The 26393-nt window shown below is 60.1% G+C and carries 26 protein-coding genes and 1 pseudogene; 10 read left to right on the top strand and 17 right to left on the bottom strand.

All coding sequences use genetic code 11. The annotated features are described in order from the left end of the window. Positions 1–87: 87 nt before the first annotated feature. A complete protein-coding gene (locus ACYZT7_RS28305) occupies positions 88–657 on the bottom strand; it encodes a GNAT family N-acetyltransferase (RefSeq protein ID WP_462039076.1) in 570 nt (189 codons plus the stop codon). Between the two features lie 73 nt (positions 658–730). On the opposite strand from ACYZT7_RS28305, the gene ACYZT7_RS28310 reads away from it, so the two are divergent. Beyond that, positions 731–1651: a histone deacetylase family protein gene (locus tag ACYZT7_RS28310; RefSeq protein WP_462039077.1), complete on the top strand. Its 921-nt coding sequence runs from the start codon at positions 731–733 to the stop codon at positions 1649–1651. 219 nt (positions 1652–1870) lie between these two features. Next, the gene (locus ACYZT7_RS28315; RefSeq protein ID WP_462039078.1) at positions 1871–3112 is read left to right on the top strand and encodes a TIGR03862 family flavoprotein; all 1242 of its coding nucleotides are present in this window, start codon (positions 1871–1873) and stop codon (positions 3110–3112) included. Between the two features lie 221 nt (positions 3113–3333). Here the strand turns inward: ACYZT7_RS28315 and ACYZT7_RS28320 are convergent, their stop codons facing one another. Together ACYZT7_RS28320 and yedA are read right to left on the bottom strand one after the other, a co-directional pair. Beyond that, positions 3334–4668, bottom strand: a complete 1335-nt coding sequence (locus ACYZT7_RS28320; RefSeq protein ID WP_462039079.1) for a DEAD/DEAH box helicase — start codon at positions 4666–4668, stop codon at positions 3334–3336. Between the two features lie 78 nt (positions 4669–4746). Further along, positions 4747–5673 carry a drug/metabolite exporter YedA gene (yedA, locus tag ACYZT7_RS28325; protein ID WP_462039080.1) on the bottom strand — a complete coding sequence of 309 codons (927 nt, stop codon included), beginning with the start codon at positions 5671–5673 and terminating at the stop codon, positions 4747–4749. 163 nt (positions 5674–5836) lie between these two features. Here yedA and ACYZT7_RS28330 point away from each other — a divergent pair, with 163 nt between their 5' ends. Further along, positions 5837–6289: an Lrp/AsnC family transcriptional regulator gene (locus tag ACYZT7_RS28330; RefSeq protein WP_462039081.1), complete on the top strand. Its 453-nt coding sequence runs from the start codon at positions 5837–5839 to the stop codon at positions 6287–6289. A 57-nt stretch (positions 6290–6346) separates the two neighbouring features. On the opposite strand, the gene ACYZT7_RS28335 is transcribed toward ACYZT7_RS28330, so the two are convergent. From ACYZT7_RS28335 to ACYZT7_RS28345, 3 genes are all read right to left on the bottom strand, one after another. After that, the gene (locus ACYZT7_RS28335; protein ID WP_449645752.1) at positions 6347–6958 is read right to left on the bottom strand and encodes a 3'-5' exonuclease; all 612 of its coding nucleotides are present in this window, start codon (positions 6956–6958) and stop codon (positions 6347–6349) included. 22 nt (positions 6959–6980) lie between these two features. Beyond that, the gene (locus ACYZT7_RS28340; protein WP_236483033.1) at positions 6981–7460 is read right to left on the bottom strand and encodes a LabA-like NYN domain-containing protein; all 480 of its coding nucleotides are present in this window, start codon (positions 7458–7460) and stop codon (positions 6981–6983) included. A 130-nt stretch (positions 7461–7590) separates the two neighbouring features. Beyond that, the gene (locus tag ACYZT7_RS28345; RefSeq protein ID WP_462039082.1) at positions 7591–8313 is read right to left on the bottom strand and encodes a DUF2076 domain-containing protein; all 723 of its coding nucleotides are present in this window, start codon (positions 8311–8313) and stop codon (positions 7591–7593) included. 175 nt (positions 8314–8488) lie between these two features. Here ACYZT7_RS28345 and ACYZT7_RS28350 point away from each other — a divergent pair, with 175 nt between their 5' ends. Continuing rightward, positions 8489–9163, top strand: a complete 675-nt coding sequence (locus ACYZT7_RS28350) for a YciC family protein (RefSeq protein ID WP_462039083.1) — start codon at positions 8489–8491, stop codon at positions 9161–9163. A 75-nt stretch (positions 9164–9238) separates the two neighbouring features. Next, positions 9239–10318, top strand: a complete 1080-nt coding sequence (locus ACYZT7_RS28355; protein WP_462039084.1) for an endonuclease/exonuclease/phosphatase family protein — start codon at positions 9239–9241, stop codon at positions 10316–10318. A gap of 7 nt (positions 10319–10325) precedes the next feature. On the opposite strand, the gene ACYZT7_RS28360 is transcribed toward ACYZT7_RS28355, so the two are convergent. The 5 genes from ACYZT7_RS28360 to ACYZT7_RS28380 all read right to left on the bottom strand — a co-directional run bounded on the left by ACYZT7_RS28360 (position 10326) and on the right by ACYZT7_RS28380 (position 16225). Then, positions 10326–11162, bottom strand: coding sequence for an ABC transporter ATP-binding protein (locus tag ACYZT7_RS28360; protein ID WP_462039085.1), 837 nt, complete (start codon positions 11160–11162; stop codon positions 10326–10328). Continuing rightward, positions 11150–11953: an ABC transporter permease gene (locus ACYZT7_RS28365; protein ID WP_462039086.1), complete on the bottom strand. Its 804-nt coding sequence runs from the start codon at positions 11951–11953 to the stop codon at positions 11150–11152. Before ACYZT7_RS28365 ends, ACYZT7_RS28360 begins: the two co-directional genes overlap by 13 nt. A gap of 9 nt (positions 11954–11962) precedes the next feature. Further along, a complete protein-coding gene (locus ACYZT7_RS28370) occupies positions 11963–12949 on the bottom strand; it encodes an ABC transporter substrate-binding protein (RefSeq protein ID WP_462039087.1) in 987 nt (328 codons plus the stop codon). A 380-nt stretch (positions 12950–13329) separates the two neighbouring features. Continuing rightward, positions 13330–14700: an aspartate aminotransferase family protein gene (locus ACYZT7_RS28375; protein WP_462039088.1), complete on the bottom strand. Its 1371-nt coding sequence runs from the start codon at positions 14698–14700 to the stop codon at positions 13330–13332. A gap of 31 nt (positions 14701–14731) precedes the next feature. Continuing rightward, positions 14732–16225 carry an aldehyde dehydrogenase gene (locus ACYZT7_RS28380; protein ID WP_462041876.1) on the bottom strand — a complete coding sequence of 498 codons (1494 nt, stop codon included), beginning with the start codon at positions 16223–16225 and terminating at the stop codon, positions 14732–14734. A gap of 225 nt (positions 16226–16450) precedes the next feature. On the opposite strand from ACYZT7_RS28380, the gene ACYZT7_RS28385 reads away from it, so the two are divergent. After that, on the top strand, positions 16451–17371 hold the full coding sequence (locus ACYZT7_RS28385) for a LysR substrate-binding domain-containing protein (protein ID WP_282381354.1): 921 nt from the start codon (positions 16451–16453) through the stop codon (positions 17369–17371). Positions 17372–17374: 3 nt separating this feature from the next. On the opposite strand, the gene hrpB is transcribed toward ACYZT7_RS28385, so the two are convergent. From hrpB to ACYZT7_RS28405, 4 genes and pseudogenes are all read right to left on the bottom strand, one after another. Beyond that, positions 17375–19891, bottom strand: coding sequence for an ATP-dependent helicase HrpB (gene hrpB / locus ACYZT7_RS28390; RefSeq protein WP_462039089.1), 2517 nt, complete (start codon positions 19889–19891; stop codon positions 17375–17377). A 70-nt stretch (positions 19892–19961) separates the two neighbouring features. Continuing rightward, positions 19962–20714, bottom strand: a complete 753-nt coding sequence (locus ACYZT7_RS28395) for a hypothetical protein (protein WP_462039090.1) — start codon at positions 20712–20714, stop codon at positions 19962–19964. Then, the gene (locus ACYZT7_RS28400) at positions 20708–21709 is read right to left on the bottom strand and encodes a hypothetical protein (protein WP_462039091.1); all 1002 of its coding nucleotides are present in this window, start codon (positions 21707–21709) and stop codon (positions 20708–20710) included. The genes ACYZT7_RS28395 and ACYZT7_RS28400 overlap by 7 nt, the downstream gene beginning before the upstream one ends. A gap of 95 nt (positions 21710–21804) precedes the next feature. Next, a pseudogene (locus ACYZT7_RS28405) lies at positions 21805–21876 on the bottom strand (DEAD/DEAH box helicase); the annotation flags it as partial. A 109-nt stretch (positions 21877–21985) separates the two neighbouring features. On the opposite strand from ACYZT7_RS28405, the gene ACYZT7_RS28410 reads away from it, so the two are divergent. Beyond that, a complete protein-coding gene (locus ACYZT7_RS28410) occupies positions 21986–22405 on the top strand; it encodes a polyribonucleotide nucleotidyltransferase (RefSeq protein WP_462039092.1) in 420 nt (139 codons plus the stop codon). A gap of 41 nt (positions 22406–22446) precedes the next feature. Then, on the top strand, positions 22447–23352 hold the full coding sequence (locus ACYZT7_RS28415) for a cation diffusion facilitator family transporter (RefSeq protein ID WP_462039093.1): 906 nt from the start codon (positions 22447–22449) through the stop codon (positions 23350–23352). Here the strand turns inward: ACYZT7_RS28415 and ACYZT7_RS28420 are convergent. Next, entirely contained in the window at positions 23337–24371 is a 1035-nt protein-coding gene (locus tag ACYZT7_RS28420) for a DUF6515 family protein (protein ID WP_462039094.1), read from the bottom strand. The two genes, ACYZT7_RS28415 and ACYZT7_RS28420, sit on opposite strands and share 16 nt — an antisense overlap. Positions 24372–24806: 435 nt before the next feature. On the opposite strand from ACYZT7_RS28420, the gene ACYZT7_RS28425 reads away from it, so the two are divergent. Further along, positions 24807–25286, top strand: a complete 480-nt coding sequence (locus tag ACYZT7_RS28425; protein ID WP_054052470.1) for an Lrp/AsnC family transcriptional regulator — start codon at positions 24807–24809, stop codon at positions 25284–25286. Between the two features lie 199 nt (positions 25287–25485). Continuing rightward, complete coding sequence (locus ACYZT7_RS28430; RefSeq protein WP_283181783.1) at positions 25486–25695, top strand: DUF2788 domain-containing protein; 210 nt, start codon at positions 25486–25488, stop codon at positions 25693–25695. Here the strand turns inward: ACYZT7_RS28430 and ACYZT7_RS28435 are convergent. Next, on the bottom strand, positions 25690–26325 hold the full coding sequence (locus ACYZT7_RS28435; protein WP_462039095.1) for a pseudouridine synthase: 636 nt from the start codon (positions 26323–26325) through the stop codon (positions 25690–25692). The two genes, ACYZT7_RS28430 and ACYZT7_RS28435, sit on opposite strands and share 6 nt — an antisense overlap. Positions 26326–26393: the final 68 nt, after the last annotated feature.

Here is a 26393-nt window from a genome sequence, read left to right on the forward strand (position 1 = left end):
CAACGCATGCCGCGCAGTCTTGGCTGCGACGGTCGATTCAATTTCTGGCCAGGGCCCATGGGAGCCATTGTAAACGTCCGTGCCGGCTTATCCATGCAAGGTTTGCAGCCATTGTTCACGGGTGATGCGGTACAGCGCATGGTGACGCAGGGGATGATCGGCCGCGAGCATCGGGTGGTCGAAATCATCGGCTGAATCATGGTGCATGCCGATTGCCTGCATGACTTTCTGCGACGGCGTGTTGGTTTCGGTGGTGAAGGACACCACTTCTTTCAGCGCCAACCGGTCAAACCCGCAGCGCAGAGCGGTCCACGCCGCTTCACTGGCGTAGCCAAGGCCCCAGTGCTCGCGGGCCAGACGCCAGCCAATTTCGGTGGCCGGGGTGAAAGGCGCGTCGAAACCGACCACTCCAAGCCCGGTAAACCCGATAAATGCCCCGGTATCCTTGCGCTCCAGCGCCCAGAGTCCGAAGCCATGCTCGGCAAAATGGCCACGAACCCGTCCGATCAGCGAAGCACTTTCCAGTCGACTCAAAGGCGCCGGAAAATATCGCATCACCTGTGGATCGGCGCACATCGCCGCAAACTCCGGCAAATCCTCATCGCGCCACTGCCGTAACAGCAGTCGCGCGCTCTCGAGTTCCAGTATCGGCTCCATCGTGCCCCCCGTTTCCATGCCGCAAGTCTACATCGCTGGTAGGATCCTTCCTTCATTCCGAACTGAATTCGTCATGCCGCTGCCCCTGATCTACCACGAAGACTACAGTCCCGAGTTCCCGGCGGATCACCGCTTCCCCATGGAAAAGTTTCGCCTGCTGCGCGATCACCTGGTGGACAGTGGCCTGACCCGGGACGCCGACCTGCTGCGCCCCGACCTCTGCCCGCCAGAGATTCTCGCCCTCGCTCATGACTCTGCGTATATCGAACGCTACATGAGTGGCGAGTTGTCCCGCGAAGACCAGCGGCGCCTCGGCCTGCCGTGGAGCGAAGCCCTGGCCCGGCGCACGGTGCGGGCAGTTGGCGGCTCGCTTCTGGCCGCCGAGCAGGCGCTGGAACATGGCTTGGCCTGTCACTTGGCGGGCGGCACCCATCACGCTCACTACGACCATCCTGCCGGGTTTTGCATCTTCAATGACCTGGCAGTGATCAGCCATTTCTTGCTGGAAAGCGGCCGTGTGAATCGGGTGTTGATCTTCGACTGCGATGTGCATCAGGGCGACGGGACTGCACGGATTCTGCACAACACCCCGGACGCGGTGACGGTTTCCCTACACTGCGAAAAGAATTTTCCTGCACGCAAGGCCGAAAGTGACTGGGACATTCCACTGCCCATGGGAATGGGCGATGCCGATTACCTGAAGGTGGTGGACGATGCGCTCAGCTATTTGCTGCCGCTCTACCAACCTGACCTCGTGCTGTACGACGCCGGCGTCGATGTGCATAAAGATGACGCACTCGGCTACCTGAAACTGACCGACGAAGGTGTCGCCGCTCGCGATGAAAGTGTGATGCGTCATTGCCTGGGCCGCGATATTCCGGTGGTCGGCGTGATCGGCGGCGGCTACAGCAAGGACCGCAAGGCGTTGGCGCGCCGTCATGGAATCCTCCATCACAGTGCGCAACGGGTCTGGCAGTCATCAGGTTGTCATTGAGGTGTGGGTCTTTACCCACAATGCCTGTGGAACTGCCTGTGGATAACCTGAGTGAAAGCTCCTACAGGCCATGCTGCATATAGCCTGCAAAGTGGTGGTTGTTTTTTAACCAGCCATTTGAAACGACACAGTTCCAATGTGGGAGCGAGCTTGCTCGCTCCCACATTGATTCGTGCTGGTAGAATGCGCGGCTTATTCCGCCACGCCGCAGCTCTCGCCATGACCCAGCCCTCGCCCTCCTCCTCTTCTCACGTTGCCATCATCGGTGGCGGCCCCGCCGGTTTGATGGCGGCTGAAGTGCTGAGCCTGGCCGGGATCAAGGTTGATCTGTACGACGGCATGCCTTCGGTGGGGCGAAAATTCCTGTTGGCCGGTGTCGGCGGCATGAACATCACCCATTCCGAAGCCTACCCGGCGTTTCTCTCGCGCTACGCCGAACGCGCGCCGCAGATTGCGCCACTGTTGCGAGGTTTCGGGGTCGATGCGCTGTGCCAATGGATTCATGACCTGGGCATTGAAACCTTTGTCGGCAGTTCCGGCCGGGTTTTTCCCACAGACATGAAAGCCGCCCCGCTGTTACGCGCCTGGCTCAAACGACTGCGAGACGCTGGCGTAGTTATCCACACCCGCCACCGCTGGCTTGGTTGGGATGACAGCGGTGGTTTGCGCATTGATAGCCCCGACGGCGAAAAAACCGTTCGACCCGACGCAACCTTGCTGGCCCTCGGCGGCGGCAGCTGGTCGCGCCTCGGTTCGGACGGCGCCTGGATGCTGCCACTGGAACAACGCGGCGTAGGACTTGCGCCGCTGCAACCGAGTAATTGCGGCTTCGAGGTGCAGGCCTGGAGCGAGTTGATGGTCAGCAAATTCGCCGGCGCACCGCTGAAAAACATCGCCATTGGCCTCAATGACGACGTCCCACGGCTCGGCGAATGTGTGATCACGGCGACCGGGATTGAAGGCAGTTTGATCTACGCCTTGTCGGCGCCGATCCGCGAAGCCATCAATCAGCACGGCTCGGCGACCCTTCATCTCGACCTGTTGCCGGGCAGGCCTGCGGATAAAGTGCAGGCTGCGCTGAGCAAACCGCACGGGTCTCGTTCAATGTCAAAACATCTGCACAGCCAGCTGGGGATCGATGGTGTGAAAGCGGCGTTGCTGCGCGAACTCACTCCGGCCGAATGCTTCGCTGATCCGGCGCTGCTGGCCAAAGCGATCAAGGCGTTGCCACTGACGTTGGTGAAAACCCGTCCGCTGGATGAAGCCATCAGCAGCGCCGGTGGCGTGATGTTCGAATCGATGGATGAACGATTGATGCTCAAGCAACTGCCTGGCGTGTTCTGCGCGGGTGAAATGCTCGATTGGGAAGCGCCGACGGGCGGCTATCTGCTGACCGCGTGTTTCGCCAGTGGGCGAGCGGCGGGGTTGGGGATGGTGGAGTGGTTGAAACGGGGGGCGTGATTCGTTGGCCACACGTACTTCTACAGCCTTCAAGACCCACCCCTCACCCCAGCCCTCTCCCCAGAGGGGAGAGGGAAAAGGGAGCAGATCTCCAAGTCTTTCAAATCCTGAGTTCGACTCGATTTCTCAGGTCGATGTAGCTCTAAGAACAACTCGGTCAGTCCCTCGCCCCCTGGGGAGAGGGTTAGGGTGAGGGGAAGGTTCTCAAGCCGATCCAACAATCAAGGCTTCTTCTTACGCGGCCCAGTATTAAACACCGGCACCTTCCGCACAGGCTTGATCGAAGACTCCGGCGCCGAAGCATCCCCACTCTCAACCCATTTACCCAGATTGCGTTTACCACCACCGGAAGTCTTCGGCTTCTTCGGTTTTTTCGGCTTCTTGACCACCTGACCGCTGGCATCGGTATCCGGCACCCGGTGCTCAGGCTCGAAGTCATGCTCCATCTGGCGAGGCAATGTCTGACGGGTCAACGTCTCGATGGCCGACAGCAGATTCACTTCATCGGCGCAGACCAGCGATATAGCCTGCCCGGTTGCACCCGCGCGACCGGTACGACCGATCCGGTGGATGTAGTCCTCAGCCACGATCGGCAGGTCGAAGTTGACCACCAATGGCAAATCTTCGATATCCAGACCACGGGCCGCGACGTCGGTGGCCACAAGAATCTGCACTTCACTGGCCTTGAACCGATCCAGCGCACGCTGACGAGTCGCCTGCGGTTTGTCGCCGTGGATGCCGTCGGCGTTGATGCCCAGGCCCTGGAGTTTTTCCACCAGCGCGTCCACGCCATTGCGAGTCTTGGCGAACACCAGCACCTGCTTCCACTTGCCCTTGCGCAGCAAATGGATGAACAGCTCCGGCTTGCGCTTCTTGTCCACCACCACAACCCATTGCTTGACGGTGTTGGCAGCGACGTTGCGCGGGCTGACTTCGATGCTCAACGGATCGTTGAGCATTTGTCCAGCCAGCAAACGGATCGCGTCGGAGAAGGTCGCGGAAAACAACAACGTCTGACGTTGCTTCGGCAGCACGCGGTAAATATTCCCCAGCTCCTCGGAAAAACCCAGATCGAGCATGCGGTCGGCTTCGTCAAGAATCAGGGTTTGCAGCTGATTGAACTTGAGGGCCTTCTGGCGATACAGGTCGAGCAAGCGACCCGGGGTCGCCACCAGCACGTCGACACCTTTGCGCAGCTTCATCATTTGCGGGTTGATGCTGACGCCGCCGTACACCGCGTAAGTGCTCAACGGCAGGTTCTCGGCATACTGACGCACGGCTTCGTGAACCTGTTCTGCCAGTTCGCGGGTCGGCACCAGGATCAGCGCGCGCACCGAATTGGAGGCAACTTTCGGCCCTTCCATGGCCAGCAACTGCAGCAACGGCAGCGCGAAACCGGCGGTCTTGCCGGTGCCGGTCTGGGCCGCAGCCATCAGGTCGCGACCGGCCAGCACCGCCGGAATGGCTTGCGCCTGAACCGGCGTCGGGGTCTGGTAGCCGAGCGTCTCGAGAGAGCGCAGCAAGGGTTCGATCAGGCCAAGGGAGGCGAAAGTCATGGGATTACCGTAGGAAAATTCAGCGCGGGTTTTTCAAAACAAGTGTGCAAAACGAGATGCAATGGCGCGCAGTTTACCCTAATTCACACGGGATTCTGTCGGCACCGCTACGGCAGGTCGAACGGGAGTTCGACGCCACTGTGGCAACCCGATCAACACCACGGCACTGATGATCACCAGCATCGCCAGCCCTTCTTCAATACCAATGGTCTCACCGACAAACACGATCCCCAGCAACACCGCCACCGCCGGGTTGACATAGGCATAACTGGTGGCCGCCGCCGGACGCACGTTTTTCAACAGGTACATGTAGGCGTTGAAAGCGATGATCGAACCGAAGACCGTCAGGTAGGCCAAGGCTGCCCAGCCTTCAATTGGCGGCAGACTTTCCAGATGCTCGCCACTCACGACGCTGCCGATCAACAACGCCACGCCGCCCACCAGCATTTCCACGGCACTGGCCATCGCGCCCTGGGGCAACGGCAAATGTTTGCTCCACACCGAACCGAAGGCCCAGGAAGCTGCCGCGAATATCAGCAATGCGGCGCCCAGCGGGCTCGATTGCAAGTTGGAGCCGAGGTTGAGCATGGCAATGCCGATCAGCCCGAGCATAATCCCGGCCCATTCGAGACGGGTATTACGCGCACCCCAGAAATATCCGCAGAGCAAGGTAAACAGCGGCACTGTCGCCACCGCCAGCGCGGCAACGCCGGAAGCGACACCCGTGTGTTCGGCGACACTGACCGCACCGTTGCCGCACGTCAGCAGCAAGATCCCGATGAACCCGGCGGCCTTCCACTGCGCCCAGGTCGGTGCCGGCGCCCCGCGCCAACGCAGGAACGCGTACATCAACGTCCCGGCGATCACGAAACGAATACCGGCGAGCAGCAACGGCGGCCAGTACTCAACGCCGATGCGAATCACCAGGTAGGTCGAGCCCCAAATCACGTACAACGCGAAAAAGGCAGCGATCAACGGTAAGGGAAAACGGCGTAGGCCAGGCATGGGGCAGCTCGGAGGCAAGACAAGTGAACAGCTATTCTAGAAAGGCCAGCGGCGTAAAATAAGTTACAAAACCTGTTTATAGCGCCGGTACACTTTTTAAAACACGGAGATCACCGCTATAAACCGTGTTTTCGAAAGTCAGTCATTTTTCAGGAGTCCGACGATGGATAAATACGACCGCATGCTCCTCAGCGCCCTGTTGGAAAACGGTCGTGCGTCCTACGCCGACCTGGCGCGCAAAGTGAACCTGTCCGCCCCGGCCGTGGCCGAGCGCGTGGCCAAACTCGAAGCCTGCGGGGTGATCACCGGGTACCAGGCGAAAGTCGACATGGCCAAGCTTGGATTGCCGATCCAGTGCGTGATCGAACTGCGGCTGAACCAGCACGGCAACCAGAAGGCCTACGATGATCTGGTCAAAATCCCACAACTGACCGAATGCCACCGGGTGACGGGTGATCCGTGCGTGATCATGCAAGCGGCGGTGGGTTCGATGCCGGAGCTGGAAGAGTTGATCAACCAGATTGCCAAGTTCGGGTTCAGCAAGACGTCGATTGTGTTGTCGAGCGCGATAGAGAAGCGCGTGCCGCTGGGGCAGTTGGAAGGAAAACCGATATAACGTCGACAGATACCCCTGTGGGAGCGAGCTTGCTCCCACAGGGGATTTGCGGTGTTTTTAGAACCCGCGATGGCGCTTGAGATGCTCATTGATCTTCGCCGCCGGCACTTTCTGCAAGCTGACGAGCAGATCATGCGACAACTCGCGCAACCCGTGCTTCTGCCGCAGTTCCTGGGCCAGGTGCGCCGTCAGGTTGGCCGCCATCTCGGCATCGGCCATGGCCCGGTGAGCCTTGCCGGTGTTGGGCAGGCAGGCAAACGTGGTGAGGGTACCGAGTTTGTGGTTCGGCGCGGCGGGCATCAACCGGCGGGCGAGCAGCAGCGAGCAGGCAAAGTTCTGCAAGCGCGTGCGTTTGATGCGACCGAGTTCAAAGTCCCAGAACTTCTGGTCGAACGCGGCGTTGTGCGCCAGCAGCGGTGTGATGCCGACGAACTCGTTGACTTCGTTCATCACCTGCTCGGCCGACGGCGCGGTGCGCAGCATGGCGTTGCTGATGCCGGTGAGTTGTTCGATAAAGGCCGGCACACGCACGCCGGCATTCATCAGGCTCTGGTAACGCTCGACGATGCGCCCCTGTTCAAGGATCACCACGGCAATTTCCGTGGCCCGGCAGCTGCTGCTCGGGGAGATCCCGGTGGTTTCAAAGTCGATGACTGCTATGCGTTCCAAACCTGTTTCAACTCCGTAAAAATCAATTCTTGAGCAGCAACGCGCCTTCGATCGGCACGTAGCGGCTGGCGGCGCGGATCAGCGAGTTGGCCGTCAGGCCCGGCACGCCGTAGGCCACTGCTTGCACCCCGTGTTTAGTGATGATGCGCTCCAGCAGCATGTCGAAATCACCGTCACCGGAGGCCAGCACCACTTCGTCGACATGATCGGCGGCGTCCATGATATCGAGGGTGATGCCCACGTCCCAGTCGCCCTTGGCCGAGCCATCGCTGCGCTGGATGTAGGGCTTGAGCTTCACGGTGAAACCGAGGTTGCGCAGGATCTGCTGGAATTGCTGCTGTTTGCTGTCGCCACGATCGATCGCGTAGGCATAGGCCTCGACGATCTGCCCCTGTTTGCTGATGTCAGCCCACAGGGCGGCATAGTTGAAGTGGCAACCATAAGCCTGACGCACGGTGTAATAGAGGTTCTGGACATCGGCGAACACTGCGATTTTTTTCACCGTGCATCCTCTCTTGGCGGGCAGGCAAGATCAGGCACCAGGCCCGAAAAGTGGTCCAGTATGCCAGCCCGAAGGATTGTTCCGCGAATAATCGGTCCGAAGCGCCAGAGCGCTCCGGACGAATGGCGTATCAGACGAAGGAATCGTCGTCGCCGCCGAAGAATGATGAGCTGTCATCGCTATAGTCGGCGTCGGTAAAGCCGCCCTGATCACTGGAGTTGTCAGCCACACGCTGATCATTGACCTGAGCCGGTTCTTCCTTGATGACTTCAGCCACTTCCGGCTGCTGATTGTGGTGGAACAGGCTGCTGATGCCTTGCGCCAGCATCACGCCACCGGCCACACCGGCTGCGGTTTTCAGCGCACCACCGAGGAAACCGCTGCCGGCAGGCTGTTGCGCAGCGTAATTCTGCTGAGGAGGCGCTGAGCCGAAGTTCTGTTGTGGCGGCGGCGAATTGAACGACGGCCGCGCCGGTTCACGCCAGCCGCCACCGTTCGATGCGGGTGGGCTTTGGGTTGGCGCAGATTGCGAATCACGGGAACCGCCACCGAATATGCTCGATAGAAAGCCGCCGCTGGTTGCCGGAGCCGCCGGTTGAGCTTTGGCCTTCTGCAGTTCGGCCTGCAATTGCTGGACTTGCTGGGCGAGCTGCTTGTTCTGTTCGTCGAGGCTCTTGAGGGCAGCCTCTTGCACCAGAATCGCCTGGGTCATGAAATAGCCTGCCGCTGGCTGGCGAGTCAGGTGTTCCTTGATCTGCGCCTCGGCCTGGGCGTCGCGCGGGGCTGAGTCCGTTTCGGCCTGTTGCAGCCGGGAAAACAGTCCATCGATCAGGGTTTGTTCTTCGCTGTTCATGGCGACCTCGTAGATTGCCGGGAATATCTGCCCTATCCACTGTGGATAAGGGACACCCCTCTAATGGAGGTTGATGCAGGATGTTTCAATGGTCTTTACCGAACGTTTACGTTTGCGCCCCAAAGCGCTTCATCGGTTAAAGTGTGCCACTGCTTCCAACCTGCGATACCGACTGATGAATTCGTTCGATGTACTGCGTGACTCTCTGTATTTCTTCAAACGCAATCTGGGCCAGATCGTTCGGCTGTGCCTGCCGCTGGTGATCTTCGAGGCGCTGTTGCAACTGGTGGTCGACCACTCCACCAAGCCGGACAGTTTTCCTGGTATCAGCGTGATGGTCGGTTTGCTGGTTTATCCGCTGTACACCGGCGCGCTGATCCTGTTTCTCGATGCCCGCAGCCGTGGCGAATCGCCGCGCAATCGCGACCTGCTGGCGATGTCCGCGACCCTGTGGCCACGCTTCGCCCTGCTCACCGCCCTCAATACCCTGCTGATCCTGATCGGCCTGTCGCTGTATTTCCTGCCGGGCATCTGGCTGATGGTGACCCTGGCGTTCGGTGAGTACCTGCTGGTGCTGCGTGGCCTGGCCCCGCTGGCGGCGATGAAGGAAAGCCTGCGCCTGACTCGCGGCCACTTCCTGCGCATTCTGGTGTGCATTTTGTGCGTGATGGCCCCGTTGTGGGTGCTCAAGGGCGCGACCCTCGCGGTTTACCCGGAGCCGCAGAACCCGGTGTTTTCTCTGCTGATCGACAGTGCTCACAGCTTTCTGCAACTGTTCACCAGCGTGGTGCTGTTCCGCTTGTTCATGCTGATCAGCGATGTGCCTGAGAAAATTGACGGGCCGCTCTGACCGCTCTACCCGTGGGCTTAAGCCCGTCTGTCAGTTATGCTCGGGCTCAACTTTTGTAACGCTATAAGCCGAGCCATGACCCGTCTACTGCGCTACACCCTGCTGGGCCTGTTGATCGTGACCGGCCTGATTGCCTTGCTGATCTACAGCCTGACCTGGCGCCCCGAAGCCAAGGAAGCCTTACCGGTCAGTTGCAACGCCCACGCACCGACGCTGGTGCCCGGTCAGGCGCTGAAGGTGATGACCTGGAACGTCCAGTACCTGGCGGGAAAACGCTACGTGTTCTGGAATGACCTGGCGGCCGGCAATGACGAAAAACCCACGTCCGAAGACATGGCCTTCAGCCTCGATGAAGTGGCGCGGGTGATCCGCGACGAACAGCCGGACGTCGTGCTGTTGCAGGAGCTCGATGACGGCGCCAAGGCCAGCGCTTACCAAAACCAGTTCAAGCTGCTTCAGGAGCGGGTCGCGGACCTGTATCCGTGCAGCACTCACGCATTCGACTGGAAAGCCGACTTCGTGCCTGAGCCGCACATCTTTGGCAGCGTCGGTCGGCAACTGACCACCCTCAGCCGCTATCAGATCGAGCACGCCGAACGCCTTCAATTACCGGTCGCGCCGGCCAACTTCGTCACCCGCCAGTTCAAACCGAAAAACGCCTTGTTGGTCACGTATCTGCCGTTGAGCGACGGCGGTCAGGTAGCGGTGCTCAACACCCATCTGGACCGCGTTACCCAGCCCGACGAAACGCTGCAAGCCCAGGTGACGGCCGTGGCCAAAGTCCTCGACAAGTTCGAAAGCCGCGGCACGCCGTGGTTGATCGGCGGGGACTTCAACCTCTTGCCGCTGGGGCAATATCAACGCCTGCCCAATGAGCAACGCACGCCCTACTCCGCCGACAGCGCGCTGCATGTGCTGTGGGACAAATACCCGATGATCCCGACCAACAACGAAGCCAGCGGCATTGATCGGGCGCGGTGGCTGACCCATTACCCGAACGATCCGGGCTTGAACGGCCCGGACCGGACGGTCGACTACCTGTTCTACAGTCCGCGGATCAAACGGGTCGAAGCGACGGTGAGGCAGGACGACACCTTGCGCATTTCCGATCACTTGCCAGTGATCGCAAGGTTCCTCTTGCCTGCGGCGCCCTAGGGCTGAATCAATGTTCCTCCTCCAGCTCATCATGCAGTAACCCGAAGATCTTGCGCTTCATGTCGATGAACGAGCGCTCCATGACCATGTCTAGGGTCCGTGGGCGCTCGATCGGTACGTCCAGAATCTGCTTGATCCGCCCAGGCCTGGCCCCCATCACGTAGACCCGGTCACCCAGCAGAATCGCCTCGTCGATATCGTGGGTCACGAACAACACCGTCTTCTTGCTGTTGCCCCAGACCCGCAACAACAGCTGCTGCATTTGCAGGCGCGTCTGGCTGTCGAGTGCACCGAAGGGCTCATCCATCAGCAAGATCTGCGGGTCGTTGGCCAGCGCCCGAGCAATGGCGACGCGCTGCATCATGCCGCCGGAAAGCTGCTTGGCGTAGTTATCGGCGAACCCGGTCAGACCCACTTCGTTGACGTAGTAGTCGACGATGTCCTTGCGCTGGGCGGCCGCCATGCCGCGACGCTTGAGGCCAAACTCGACGTTCTGGCGCACGGTCAGCCACGGGAACAGCGTATAGCTCTGGAACACCATGCCGCGATCCGCGCCCGGGCCCTGCACTTGCTGGCCACCGACGTAGATCTCGCCTTCCGTGGGCTCATTCAAACCCGCCGTGAGGTACAGCAGACTCGACTTGCCGCAGCCCGAAGGCCCCACCAGCACGGCGAATTGCTGATCCGGCACTTCGAACGACACCTGATCCAACGCGGTGAACACTCCACCATCGGGCTTTTGATAGCGAAGGCTGACCTTGTCCACTTGCAGCCGTGGCGCGGCGTGCACCGGGGCGGCCTGTGGCGTGACGAAACGAGGGTTGACGGCGCTTACTGAGCCCATGCGGCGATCCTCAGACGTAGGAAACGGAACAGTTGATCGGTGACCAGGCCCAACAGGCCGATGATCGCGATGGCTAGAAAGATCACATCCACTTGAAAGCCGCGCATGGCTTTAAGGCTCAGGTAACCCAGACCGCTGGAGGCCGCGACCAGCTCGGCGACCACCAGGTAAGTCCAGGCCCAGCCCATGGTCACGCGCAAGGTGTCGAGCACACCCGGCAACGACGCCGGGGCGATCACATGCAGCACCGCATCGCGACGGTTCGAACCCAAGGTGTAAGACGCGTTGATTAGGTCCTTGGAGATACCTTTGGACACGTCCGCGATCATCACCAGTTGCTGGAAAAACACGCCGAAGATGATCACCGAGACCCGCTGCTCCAGACCGATGCCGATCCACAGAATGAACAACGGCACAAACGAAGTTACCGGCAGGTAGCGGATGAAATTCACCATCGGCTCAAGGAACGCCTGGACGATGCGAAAGCTGCCCATCAGCAACCCCAGCGGCACCGCCACCAACGACGAGACGATGAAACCGACCATCACCACTTCGAGGCTGGCCCATACATGCAGGCCGAGGGTGCCGTCGCGGCTCAGGCGCACGGCGGCATCGACCACCGCGCCCGGTGTCGGCAGGAACATGCCCGGCACCACACCGCCATAAGACAACCCGGCCCACAGGCCGATCAACAACACCCAGGCCAGACCGCTCGCGCTCCAAATCACCGAAACCGGCAGGCCGGTCTTGGGCGTGATGCAGCGGCTCAGCCATGAATTGCGCTTGAACATGCAAACCTCCTAGAGCGGGCTGACGAAGCGGTTGTCGATCAAGTCGTCATTGCTGACGTTGTACGGTTTGCCCTGCAATTCACTGGCGGTTTCGTTGGCCAGTTTGATCAGCGGTGCGCTGTCGCCCGGCTTGCCTGGCGAGCCGAAGAGTTTTTCGCTCATGGCCTGATCGTAGAAGCGCACGCCTTGCGCGGCAGCGGCCAGTTCCTTCGGATCGGCCAGGTAACCGCCGACGCCTTTGGCCATGATTTTGTAGGCTTCTTCCGGATGATCCTTGGTGTACTGGACTGCCTTGTACAAACCGGCCACCAACGCCTTGACGTCTTCCGGCTGCTTCTCGATGACCGTGCAGTTGAGCGCAACCACGTCGACAATCACTCCCGGTGTGCTGCTGCTGTCGATCAGCACCTTGCCTTGTTGCTTGTTGCGGACCATCGACAGATGCGGTTCCCAGGTCACGGCGGCCGGCACGCGACCGGCGATGAACGCGGTGGCGGCATCGTCGGCGGTCATGTTCTGCACGGTGATGTCGCTCATTTTCATGCCGTGTTTTTTCAGCAAGTACGACAGCCAGAACTGCGAGGTCGAACCTTCGTTCACCGCCACGGCTTTGCCCTTCAGTTCTTGCAGGCTTTTGACCTCCTTGCCCACCAGCACGCCGTCGCCACCGTGGCTGTCATCGAGTGCGGCCACCGCCTTGAAGCAGAACTGCGGGCGGTACTTGAGCACTTCGTCGATGGTCGACGCCGAGCCCGATAACTCTCCCGAGGCTTGCGCAGCCATGTACATCGAAGCCTCCTCGACGACGGGCAATTCGACGGTCAGACCGTTTTCCTTGAAGTAGCCCAGATCCCGGGCCAGGTAGAGCGTGCCATATCCGACCCACGTGGTGTGGCCGATGGACAGGGTGCCGGCCTGGGCGCTGGTGGCGACCGTCGCGGCGATGGCGGTGACCGCCAGTGGATGAGCGAAGCGGGTAAGCAAGGACTTGATCATGGAGCACTCCCAAAGCTGTTGATTTAGTTTTGTCATGGGCAGTACGGCCAGCGGCCTTGGAGCAGAAGCAACCTGAGGTCTCTGATGGACCTTTCGGTGGTCAGCGTTTGGCTGACTGGCGAGGTCGATGTTGGCCCAAGGCAGGGATTAGGAAAATTAGGAAATATGTCGCTGCGAGCGATGAAAAAACTGGGTAGCTCGCACTGCGAAAGGGCGCCGTGGGCGGGGATGCCCGGGGTGGGTGCAAGAATTGGGAAATGGGTTGAATGTGCAATAGCTATCGCGAGCAAGCTCGCTCCCACATTGGATTTGTGTTCGACACAGAACCCCTGTGGGAGCGAGCTTGCTCGCGATAGGGGCCGAAGGCCCCTCCAGCAATCTTAAAGTCGGCCGAATTCCTGCGCCGTACGATCAACCGCTTTCAAGGTTTTGCCAACCAACTCATCAACCTCTTGGCGACTGGCAATCAACGCCGGCGCCATGATCATCCGCCCCAGCGTCGAGCGAATAATCACCCCTTCTTCGAAGCCGATCGTGCGGCAACGCCAGGCAATGTCGTTCTCATTGGCGAAGCGCTTGCGACTGGTTTTGTCCTCCGCCAACTGCAGCGCCGCAACCATGCCGACACCCTGAATATCGCCCACCAACGGGTGATTGCCGAACACCTCGCGCAAGCACTGTTGCAGGTACGGGCCGATGTCATCCTTGACCCGCGTCACCACCCCTTCATCACGCAAGGCCTTGAGGTTGGCGATGGCCACCGCCGCCGCCACCGGGTGCCCGGAATAGGTCAAGCCGTGGGCAAACACCCCGCCCTGCTCCACCAGCACCTGAGCCATTTTTTTCGACAGAATCAGACCGCCCATGGGGATGTAACCGGAGGTCAAACCCTTGGCTATGGACAAGGTGTCCGGCTCGAAACCGAAGTGCTCGTGGGCGAACCATTCACCGGTGCGACCAAAGCCACCGATCACTTCATCGGCGCACAACAGCACGTCGTACTGACGGCAGATTCGTTGAATCTCCGGCCAGTAACTCTCTGGCGGAAAGATCATCCCGCCAGCGCCCTGGAACGGTTCGGCGATAAACCCGGCGACCTTGTCCGCACCCAGTTCGAGAATCTTCGCTTCCAGTTGCTGCGCCGCGCGCAGGCCAAATTCAGCCGGGGTCAGGTTGCCCTCGTGGGCGAAAAAGTACGGCTCATCGATGTGTTCGATATCGGGGAGCATGCCGCCCATTTCGTGCATGAACTTCATGCCGCCGAGCGCCGTCGCCGCCAGGGTCGAGCCGTGGTATCCGTTCCAGCGACCGATCATGATTTTCTTCTCGGGCTTGCCGAGGATCGTCCAGTAACGGCGCACGGTACGGATCAGCACTTCGTTGGCTTCGGAGCCGGAGTTGGTGTAGATCGCGTGGCTGTAGTGCCCCGGCAAAAGGCTGAACAGCAACTCCGAAAGCTCGATCACCTGCGGGTGAGTGGTGTGGAAAAACATGTTGTAGTACGGCAACTGTTCCAGTTGCCGGGACGCGGCGGCAGCCAGGTCCTTGCGGCCGTAACCGAGGTTGGTGCACCACAGCCCGGACATGCCGTCGAGGTAACGCCGACCATCGTTGTCCCACAGGTGCAGGCGCTCACCACGGACCATCACCCGGGGTCCTTCCTCGTTGAGCGCTTTTTGATCGACGAACGCGTGGATGTGGTGCGCAGCGTCGGCGGCCTGGTAGTCGCGGGTTTCACGTGGTGTGGTCATCGCCAGTTCTCCGTTTTGTTATTAGCGGCTGTTATGAGCGCAGCTGAAACCAGGTGGTTTTCAACTGGGTGTATTTATCGAATGAATGCAGCGACAGGTCGCGGCCGAAACCGGATTGTTTACCGCCGCCGAAAGGGACGGTCACGTCCAGCGCATCGACGCTGTTGACCGACACCGTGCCCGCTCGCAATTGCCGCGCCACGCGGTGGGCGCGATTGAGATCATCGGTCCACAGCGAGGCCGCCAATCCGTAGACGCTGTCGTTGGCCAGCTGCAAGGCGTGAGCCTCGTCATCGAACGCCGTGACCGCCAGCACCGGGCCGAACACTTCATCGCGAAACAGCGGCATGTCCGGGCTCACACCGGTGAAAATCGTCGGCTGAATGAAGTTGTCGGAACCGTTGAAAATCGACTGCAGACCACCGCACAATTTCGTCGCGCCTTGGCTTTCGGCCTGCTGGATGAACTTCATGATGCGTGCAGTCTGACGGCTGTCGACAATCGCCCCGGCGCGGCTCGACGGGTCCAGCGGATCACCCGGCTGCCAGCATTCGGCCTGCGCCTTGAGGCGCTCGACGAACTCATCATGGATCGAACGCTCCACCAGCAACCGCGAGTTGGCCGAACACACTTCACCCTGATTGAAGAAGATCCCGAACGCGGCTTTCTGCGCGGCCAGATCGAGGTCCTGGCAATCGGCGAACACCAGATTGGCGCTCTTGCCGCCGCACTCCAGCCACACCTGTTTCAGGTTCGATTGCGCGGAGTACTGCATGAAATACTTGCCGACTTCGGTGGAGCCGGTGAACACCAGGCAATCGACGTCCGGGTGCAAACCGAGGGCTTTGCCGGTCTGCTCGCCGAGCCCCGGCAGCACGTTCAGCACGCCGGCTGGCAGGCCGGCGTCCAGCGCCAGCTCGGCCAAACGCAGGGCGGAAAACGGTGACTGCTCGGCGGGTTTGAGGATCACCGAATTGCCCACCGCCAACGCGGGTGCGAGTTTCCAGGCGGCCATGTCCAACGGGAAATTCCACGGCACCACCGCAGCGACCACTCCCAGCGCCTCTCGGGTGATGGTGGCCAACACGTTTTGCGCACTGGGGGCGATCTGGTCGTAGAGTTTGTCGAGGCTTTCGGCGTACCAGCGAAACACCCCAGCGGCGCCCGGGACGTCGATGTTGTAGGCGTCCATCACCGGTTTGCCCATGTTCAGCGAGTCGAGCAGCGCCAGTTCTTCGCGATGGACCATGATCAGGTCGGCGAGGCGCAGCAGCACTTGCTTGCGCTCGCCCGGCGATCGCGCCGACCAGGTCCCGGCCTCGAACACTTGCCGCGCATTGCTGACCGCGGCGTTTACCTCTTCATCGCCGCACGCAGTCACATTCGCCAGGCACTGGCCGGTGGCCGGGTTGATCGCGGCGAAAGTCTGGCCCGACTGCGCCGAGCGGGGTTTGCCGTCGATGACGGCCTGGTCGGGTAACCGCAGCGCGGCGGCTTTACTTTGCCAATATGCAAGCTCGAACACGTTCAGATGCTCCATGGACTTTTCTTGTGTCTGGATGGTGGCCCAGGCCCGTGTCCAGGAAAAATAGTAAAAATATCTTCGCAGACCATGAAAAAACTGGGCAGCCAATCTCCCCGGTGGCGCGGTATGTGGTTATTGTTCAGGCATAACAACACCGTCGTCAGAACGGATGCAGTCGGCGCAAAAATTGCCTGGATGTCGAGTCCATCCACCCCGAGGTTTGCCGTGGCTGCCTACAACCTGCGTCAATTGAAGTACTTCATCACCACCGTTGATTGCGGCAGTGTCGCCGAGGCTTCGCGCAAGCTGTACATCGCCCAGCCGGCGATCTCCACGGCGATCAAAGGCCTGGAGGACAGCTTCGGCGTGCAACTGCTGATCCGTCATCATGCCCAGGGCGTGTCCTTGACCCCGAGCGGCGCGCGCTTTTATCGCAAGGCCCAGGATCTGCTGCGCATGGCCAAGGAGTTCGAACAGAACGCCCTCGCCGACAACGACGTGGTGGCCGGGCAAATCGATATCGGTTGCTTCGAAACGGTCGCGCCGCTGTACCTGCCGCAGTTGATTGCCGGATTCTCGGCGCTGTATCCGGGAGTGAAAATCCGCATCCGCGACGGCGAGCAGCAAGAGCTGGTGCAAGGCCTGACGTCGGGCACCTTCGACCTGGCGATCCTGTATGAACACGACCTCGACGCCACCATCCAGACCGAACCGCTGATGCCGGCGCAACGGCCTTATGCGTTGCTGCCGGCGGATCATCGCTTTGCCCAACTCAAGCAGGTGTCGCTGCGCGATCTGTGCCTGGAGCCGATGATTCTGTTGGACGTGCAACCGAGCCGGACCTACTTCGTCAGTTTGTTCGAAGAGTTGGGGCTGACGCCGAACATTGCCTTCAGCTCACCGTCGATCGAGATGGTGCGGGGGATGGTCGGGCAAGGGTTCGGTTTCTCGATCCTGGTCACCCGGCCGCATTCGGAATGCACCTATGACGGCCAGAAAGTGGTGTGCGTGGACATCGTCGAAGACGTCACCGGCTCAGGGCTGGTGGCGGCGTGGCTCAAGCGCGGGCAACTGACCAAACCGGCGCAGTTGTTTGCTGATTATTGTCGGGAGCAACTCACCGCCAAGGCCGGGGCCAGGCCTTAGCGATTATTTACGGGGCTTGATTCGCGCCGTTGCTTCAGCCACCAACGGATCATCCGGCCAGTAGTGCTTCGGATACCGACCCTTCAAATCCTTCTTCACCTCGGCATACGTGCTGCGCCAGAAGTTCGCCAGGTCCTGAGTCACCTGCACCGGCCGTCGCGCCGGGGACAGCAAATGCAGTTTGACCACCTGCCGGCCACCGGCAATTCGCGGGGTTTCGGCCAGGCCGAACAGCTCCTGCAACCGCACCGCCAGAATCGGCGGCTGCTCGCTGTAATCCAGACGAATCGACGAACCCGACGGCACGCTCAAATGATGCGGCGCCAGCTCATCGAGCCGTTGCGGCAGCGGCCATGGCAACAGGTTATGAACAATGCTCGACAGGTCCAGATTGGCGAAGTGACTGAGCCGCGAAACTTTGCCCAGGTACGGCATCAGCCACTGTTCGAGGCTTTTGAGCAATGCAGCATCGCTGACATCCGGCCATTCACTCAGCTCCTTGCTGCCGAGATCCAGCTGCCGCAACAACGCCACCCGCGCCTGCCATTGACGCAGTTCTGGCGTCCACGGCAACAGCTCCAGACCTTTGCGGCGCACCAAATTGACCAGCGCCTGACTGCGGGCCGTTTCATCGAGGCCGGTCAGGGGTTCGCGGCTGAGGATCAATTCACCAACCTTGCGCTGACGCTCGGCCCGCAACACGCCTTCACGCTCGTCCCAATCCAGTTGATCGACGCAGCGCACCTGTTCGGCCAGCACCGAATCGAACAGCGCCGGATCGAAATCCGCGGCCAGATAAATTCGTTCTTCACGCTGGCCCTGACGACTGCCGAGGTCGGCGATCACCAGCCAGGGTTGCTTCATCAAACTGTCGGCTTCGGCAAACAGCGCTGCACGACCGTTGGCCAAGCGATATTCCGCACCACCGGCCCTTCGCTGTTGGGCAACCCGATCCGGATAGGCCAGTGCCAACAACGCACCGAGCCAACGCGGATGATCCGGATCGCTGACCGGCTCCGATGCTTTACCCCGCAGGTAACCGCGGTACTGCCGAGCCAATTGCCGCGCCCTTTGCACGCCACCCTGAGCGCCGCGTGCGGCCCGCTCTTCGCCGGACAACAACACCAATCGGCTGTGCAGATCCGCGCCGGCACCACGCAAAATATCCCGCTCACCGAGCAAGGCCGCAACATCGCACGCCATGTCTGCCAAGCCGAGTGCCTGACCGCGCAACAACAAATGCGCGATGCGCGGATGAGCCGGCAGTTCGGCCATGGCCTGACCGTGCCGGGTCAATGCTTCACCGTCCAATGCACCCAAGCGCTCCAGCAGATCTTGAGCCTGCGCATAAGCCGCCGCGGGCGGTACGTCGAGCCAAACCAACTGCCCCGGCGTAACGCCCCAGCGACCGAGTTGCAACGCCAGGCCGGCGAGGTCCGCCGAAAGGATTTCCGCGCTGGCGTAGGCCGCCAATTGTTCGTGCTGATCCTGCGACCACAACCGATAACACACGCCCGGTTCCAAGCGCCCTGCCCGACCCGCACGCTGAGTGGCGCTGGCGCGAGAAATACGTTGGGTATCGAGGCGGGTCATGCCGCTACCGGGATCGAACCGCGGCACTCGCGCCAACCCGGCATCGATCACCACGCGCACGCCGTCGATGGTCAGGCTGGTCTCGGCGATGTTGGTCGCCAGCACCACTTTGCGAAAGCCTGCCGGTGCCGGATCGATCGCCGCGCGTTGCGCCGCCAAGTCCAGTTCACCGTGCAACGGGCAGAGCAAAACCGGTGTGCTCGCGCCCAGCGCATCGGCGAGTTGCTGATGCACCCGACGGATTTCCGCCTGCCCCGGCAGGAACACCAGCACGCTGCCGGTTTCATCATTCAAGGCTTCAAGGATGGTCTGTACCAGACGTGGCTCGATGAATTCACCGGGCTGGAACGGTCGGCCCCAGCGCATCGCCACCGGATACATGCGACCTTCGCTGCGCAAGATCGGCGCGTCGTCCAGCAACCCGGCCAGTCGTTCGCCTTCAAGGGTTGCCGACATCAACAGGATTTTCAGCGCTTGATCATCACGAAACAGCTCGCGGCCATTCAGGCTCAAGGCCAACGCCAGGTCGGCGTCGAGGCTGCGCTCATGGAACTCATCGAAGATCAGCAGGCCAACGCCTTCGAGCGCCGGGTCGTCCTGCAAACGCCGGGTGAGGATGCCTTCGGTGACCACTTCGATCCGGGTTTTGGGGCCGACTTTGCTGTCGAGACGAATACGATAACCGACGGTTTCACCGACCTTCTCGCCCAGTTCACTGGCCAAGCGCTCCGCCGCCGCCCGCGCCGCCAGCCGGCGCGGTTCGAGCATCAGAATGGTCTGCCCGGCCAACCAAGGCTCGTTGAGCAAGGCCAACGGCACGCGGGTGGTTTTACCGGCGCCGGGCGGTGCTTCGAGCACGGCTTCGTGGCGCGTAGCCAAGGCTTCACGCAGGGCGGGTAAAACTTCATCAATCGGCAAAGAAATCATGCTGGCTCCCAGACAAGCCGGGAAGTATAACGGCGAAGCACCCGGCCCAATGCAGCCAGGTGTTCAGAAACTAGATTTTGAATGCAGTCCGTATGCGCCCCGCCACTTCAGCCATAGTAACTCCACGCAACCCGGTGGCTTTCATGTCGACTTCCAGCGCGGGCATGACGTCCAGAAATTGCCGCAGATCCTGTGCGATGCTTTCGGGCAGATCAAATTCGGGATCAACTGAAAGAAGGCGAGACAGAACAACAATGTCCTTCAGGTGTTTACTGCTCTTGCGGCCAGCGTTCGGTTCTTCACACTCCAGGCGGCTGAGGTTAGTCCAAGCCTGTGCTTTAAGCGGGATCAGTCGGTCTACACCAATATAGGAAAGATCCTCAGTGTCGTTGCGACCCGTTACGATGAACGCGTAGTAAGCCTCGTCGAGCAGAATTGCAGACAGATCGGAGATTTCTCCGTCTACAGGCACAGGTGTCAGATGAGCACCTTCTGGCAGTGATAAGCCTTCAGGTGCCCTTGAGAATAATTCCAAAAGTACGGGGTAGCTGTCATCGGTGGGATTGCCGAATCTGTAGCGCCTTGTCGGCCCATCAAGTGCCTGACGTTCCGTGTAACCTCCACGCCTTACGAACTCCCAGAATTCGGCACCGAACACGTCATCCAACGCTTCGATGATGAGAACGATATCCAGATCACGGGTCGCCCGGAATTCGATGCCTGCTTCTTCAAGGGTCAGGCTGGCTGCAACGCCGCCGATCAGCACATATCGATCCGCATGGCCGGCAAAGGCTCCGCGAAAGGTATCCAATCCTTTTACCATTCGATCTTCTCCATCATTTCATCAAGGCTAATCTGGACTCTGTCGTCAACGTCGTCTCTTAAGCTGAGATAGAGAGACAGGGGGTCCACACTTTCTCTCGACACTGGAACACAGGTTTTGCCAATAATGTGATCAGGAGAGTAACTCCAGATTTCGACTTCAAAGACCGGGTCATTGAATTGGCCGACTTCTGTGCGGCCCGAGCGTTTGACCTCCGCGTCCCACCCTTCTTTGGTGAACGCGATAACGGGTATCGACGGCTCCCCAAGCATGGAAACTTTACTGAGCGCCGACAGACCAGCAGCTCGCTGTAGCTGAGGGTGCCAATCAGAATAAACCACACGCTTCACCGGGTTCTGCATCACCGGCAGGGCTTTTTCCCAGATGGTTTTAGGCACTGCGACAAAGTGCCAGCGAGGTGACTTTTCATTAGAGGCTGGCTCTATTAGTCCGAACGACTGAAATTCTTTTATCGCCCTGGACGTCGTCATTTTGGAGTACTGGTCTCCATCAACCAGGTCTGCACCTCGAAAGATATAATCCTCATCCCATCCCCGGATGATGGCTGCGATCAGCAATGCCTGGCTTGCTGGGCTCATGGCTTCTTTATCGGCTTGCCTGCTGCGATAAAACTCACGCAGATCCATTCCAAGCTGTGGGGCGAAGAGTTGATTGCCAGGCACAACAAACTGAACCCCGGACTCGATGAGGCGTTTGCGCTCGTATGATTTGAGTGCGCCGGTTGCATAGAGGATCGGCTGATCCAGCATTTTTTTCAGAACGTCGATGTGTTTACGGACCTTCGCGGCGTTTTCGAAGGGTTCGTGAGCAAGCAGTACGAGGCATTGGCGATCAAAGAGCGTCACGACGTCGAAGGCGTATTCGTCCAAGAGGTAAAAGGGCAAACCTTTAGTCTTCACCCAGCGCCTGATCTCGGGCTTAATCCCAAAAATCGATTCGAAGTAATCTTGGATTTCTTGCCTGCTGGTTTTCACTTCGGCGTCCGATAACACAATTTCCGCACAGTAACAGGAGCAATGTTACTGTGCAATAATCGTGTTACAGACCTCTAACATCCGCGCGATATGTACACGGCTTCGTGGCGTGTAGCCAAGGCTTCACGCAGGGCGGGTAAAACTTCATCAATCGGCAAAGAAATCATGCTGGCTCCCAAACAGAGGCGCGAGTATAACGGCGAACTGCTCGGCGTTAATGACGGTCCTAATTCATACAGGCGTCCTTTCGTTTTGAAATTACCCAGGAGATTTCATATGCGTGTTCCCTTTCGCTTGATTGGCGGTGTATTGATCGCGACGTTGCTGACCCAGGTGACCGCTTGCGGATCGATTTTCTACCCTGACCGTCGTGGTCAGATAGACGGCAAGATCGACCCGGCCATCGCCGCGCTCGATGCCGTGGGCCTTCTGTTCTACATCATTCCCGGCCTGATCGCGTTTGCCGTGGACTTCGCCACTGGCGCGATTTACTTCGAGCCCGGCAAGACCACCCAAGTGGCCCCGGAAAAACTCAAGGAAGCCATCGGCTCCGACGGCAAGGTCGATAACCACAAGTTGCAGACTATTCTCGAAACCGAACTGGGACGCAGCTTCCCGCTGGACGACCCGCGTCTGATTCAGCACAAGGGCAGCACCCAGCAACTGGCTATGCTTGGCCTGCAACCTGCCGCATAGTCCGTGCCTGTGAAGGATCACTCAAAGGAAGCGCCGCCCCTATGATCGCAAGCTCCGAACACGCCCGCCTGTTGCGGCTGGCGACCCGTGCCTCGGTGGCGGTGGCGTGTACGCTGATCGTCGCCAAAGCCATCGCCTGGTGGTTGAGCGGTTCGGTGAGCATGCTCGCCGGGCTGACCGACTCAGCCCTCGACGGCGTCACGTCGCTGCTCAACCTGCTCGCTGTGCATTACGCCTTGCGCCCGGCCGACGATGATCATCGGTACGGGCACGGCAAGGCCGAGTCGCTGGCGGGCATGGCTCAGGCGCTGTTCATTGGCGGCAGTGCGGTGCTGATTGGCTGGCAGGCGATCGATCGACTCAAACACCCGGAACCGGTGGGGGCGCCATGGATCAGCATCGGGGTGATTGTGTTTTCTCTGGCGCTGACCTTGGCCCTGCTGATGTTGCAACATCGGGTCGTCAAGGCGACCGGCTCCAACGCTGTGCGCGCCGACTCTCTGCATTACCGCTCGGACATGCTGCTCAACGGCAGCATTCTGGTGGCGCTGGTGCTCGCCGGGTTCGGTTGGCATCAGGTCGACCCTTGGTTCGGTTTGGGGATTGCCGCCTACATTCTCTGGAGCGCGATTCATATCGCCCGGGAAAGTTTTACGGTGCTGATGGATGAAGAACTGCCATCGGACGTCAGCCAGCACATGCTCGAACTGGCCTGCAGCGTACCGGGAGTATTGGGGGCGCACGACCTGCGTACGCGAGTTTCCGGCAACCAGTGGTTCGTGCAGTTGCACCTGGAATTGCCGGGGGATTTGACCCTGTCAGTCGCTCACGGCATCAGCGACCAAGCCGCCGATGCCATTCACGCCGCTTACCCGCGAGCCGAAGTGCTGGTGCACGCCGACCCGCAGGAAGTGGTACTGGCAGGCAGGGCTCAGAAAGAAACCTGATAGCCGCGACTGCTCAGGCAGTTGCCCTGGACCTGACGGTAGGCTTGTACCACCGACGGGGTCGGCTGGTAGGTGGCCGTTCGCGGATCGAAGCCACTCTGCTGCACCGCGTATTGATAGCACTCGTAACCGTCCTGGTTGACCTGCTCCGGCGACTGACCGCTGGCCGGATACGCCACCACGTCATATCCATTGCTGACCGGTTGCGGCTGCGATTGCACGGGCGGCTCGACCACGACGTAATCCTGAGTGCTGTCCTGATAGGCGTAATAAGAACCGGCCGCCAGGAACAACAGCGCACCGCCGATCCACACTTCACGCGCGTAGTCGGGCAAGTAGCTGACGCGAATCCCGCGTGGCGGCTGCACCACCACATAACGCGGGCCGAGCGGGCGATACCAGTAGCCGCCGGAGTAGAAGTAATCCTGACCACGATACGGCACGCGGTAATCCCGGTCCGGGAAGCGATCGATCACATGACCGGGGCGGTACTGCGGGCCGGAGCCCCAGCCATTACCGTGCCCATCCGGGCGACCGGCCCAACGATGGTCATTGGGACGCGGACCGCTGTTCTGCCAATGCTGATTGTTATCGATGCGCCGCGGCACGTCTTGGTAGTAACCACGCTGCGGTTGCTGGGTCTGGCGCACAGTGTCGGGCCGGCCCTGGATCGGCAGGTCATTGGCCGGTAGTTGCGGCGGCGGAGGTGGTGGTCGAACCGGACTGTTGTAGTCGTGCGGCTGACGGTTCTGCTGATTCTGGCCGTTCTGCTCGAACTGGCGGCTGTTGTCGCCACGAATGATGTCGTTGTTCTGCGGACGCGATTGATTCTGTTGTGGGTTGTTCTGCGGGCGTGGCTGATTATCGCCGCCATGGCCCTGATTGTTTCCCTGATGGCCGTCCGAGCCACGTTGTCCACCATCGGGACCCCGGTTTTGCGGCTCATCGGCCAGCGATTGCGCAGTGACACTGATACACAGCAAACCAACACCGGCCAACCGCCAGATGCGCGACTTCATGCTTTTCCTCACTGCGGGTTAGGGCCTGTACGTAAGACTGGGAAACCGACGGCCGGTTCTGCAACAGGTTATCAGTCGCGCAACTTATTTATTGATCGCCGTCACCAAATTCCGGGCAAAAGAAAAGGGAGACCCGTCGGCCTCCCTTTGAGAACTTCGTCCGTGCTCAACGCTTTTGACGTCGGCTCACCTCACGCCGTCTTCTGGACAGTGTGTAGCTCGGGGGCCGGCACATCCCCTGTGGGGGTGGCGACCGCGGCTGGCCTGATTGGGCGAGCCGCTGTGGACTGTTTGTCCGAGCAGTGATTCTGGTGATAAGAATAGGCTCGCGGCGCCAGCAGAGGATTGCGAAGATTGCTCAAATAAACATCACTTGCGCAATTTTTAACCCTGGATAGATAATCCACCGCAATAGTTATGACAAAGGCCTGATTGATGAGCAAACTCGACCGATACGACCTGAGCATTTTGGCGGAATTGCAGCGTGACGCGCGCATCTCCAACCAGGAGCTGGCCGAACGCATCGGCCTTTCCCCTTCGCCATGCTCACGACGGGTCAAGCAGCTGGAAGACGACGGTTACATCTCCCGTCAGGTGGCCCTGCTGGACCGCAAGATGCTCGGCCTGAGCCTGACGGCTTACGTGTTGATCGGCATGGACCGACACACACCGGAGCGTTTCGAAAACTTCGAAGCGGCCATTCGCACCTTGCCGCAAGTGCTGGAATGCAGTTTGGTGACCGGAATGGATGCCGACTATCAGCTCAAGGTGGTGGTGCCGGACATGGACCATTATCAGAAACTGCTGCTGGGGCATCTCACACGGATTGAAGGGGTGACGAGTGTGCGGTCGAGTTTTGTGTTGAACCAGGTGCTCAATAGTACCGAGTTGCCGTTGACTCATCTGCGTGGCTGAGGACGCCATCGCGAGCAAGCTCGCTCCCACAGGGATCTCACATGCACTGAAGATCCAATGTGGGAGCGAGCTTGCTCGCGATGGGGCTGGCACAGGCGACGAATGACTGCGGCACACCGACGCAGGTCAATGCCCCGCCAATCCCCCTTGGCGTATACTCGCCCCGCCCTTTTAGCCCCGCCTGCGCTGGAGATGTTCGATGGATCCTGCAGTATTCGAAGAGTGGATGATGACCGGCCTGGTCAGCATCCTGATCATTTTCATGGGTTTCATCGTTTGGGACCTGGCGAAGAAGTCCAAGGCCGGGCGCTTTGGCTCGTTCATTCTGTTTTCCGTACTCGGCCTGGGCGTGGCCGCGTTCGTGATCAAAAGCGTGGTGATCGGCCTGATCGAATCCGGCTCGTTATAAACGCGCCGGCACTTCCTTCCACTGGCCCTGATCAAGTCCTTCGATGGTCCAGTCGCCAATTCTGACCCGCACCAGGCGCAATGTCGGCAACCCCACCGCCGCGGTCATGCGCCGCACCTGACGGTTACGACCTTCGCGAATCACCAGCTCCAGCCAGCTGGTCGGCACACTTTTGCGAAACCGCACCGGCGGATTGCGTGGCCACAGCTTGGGCTCTTCCAACTGTCGCGCCTCGGCTGGCAAGGTCATGCCATCATTCAGCTCGACGCCATCGCGTAAACGCTGCAATTGCTCGGCACTCGGCTCGCCTTCCACTTGCACCCAATAGGTCTTGGCCAGTTTGTGTTTCGGATCGGCGATCCGCGCCTGAAGCTGGCCATCGTTGGTCAGCAACAGCAAACCTTCGCTGTCACGGTCGAGCCGTCCTGCCGGGTAAATCCCGGGAATCCCGATGAAATCCTTGAGCGTCGCCCGCCCTTCGCCGTCGCTGAATTGCGTCAGCACATCGAACGGTTTGTTGAACAAAATCAGCTTCGGCTCAACCGGCGGCGCTTTGGCGACACGACGCGGGGCTGAAGGAGCTGGCTTCGCACCTGGATGGCGGGAAGGGGGACGCGGGGGACGGGACATGGGAAAAACAACATCTAACGGTCAGGGCTGCTAATGCTAGTGCCCTGACCGCCAAATGACCACGACAA

The sequence above is a fragment of the Pseudomonas sp. RT4P38 genome, from assembly GCF_054897765.1.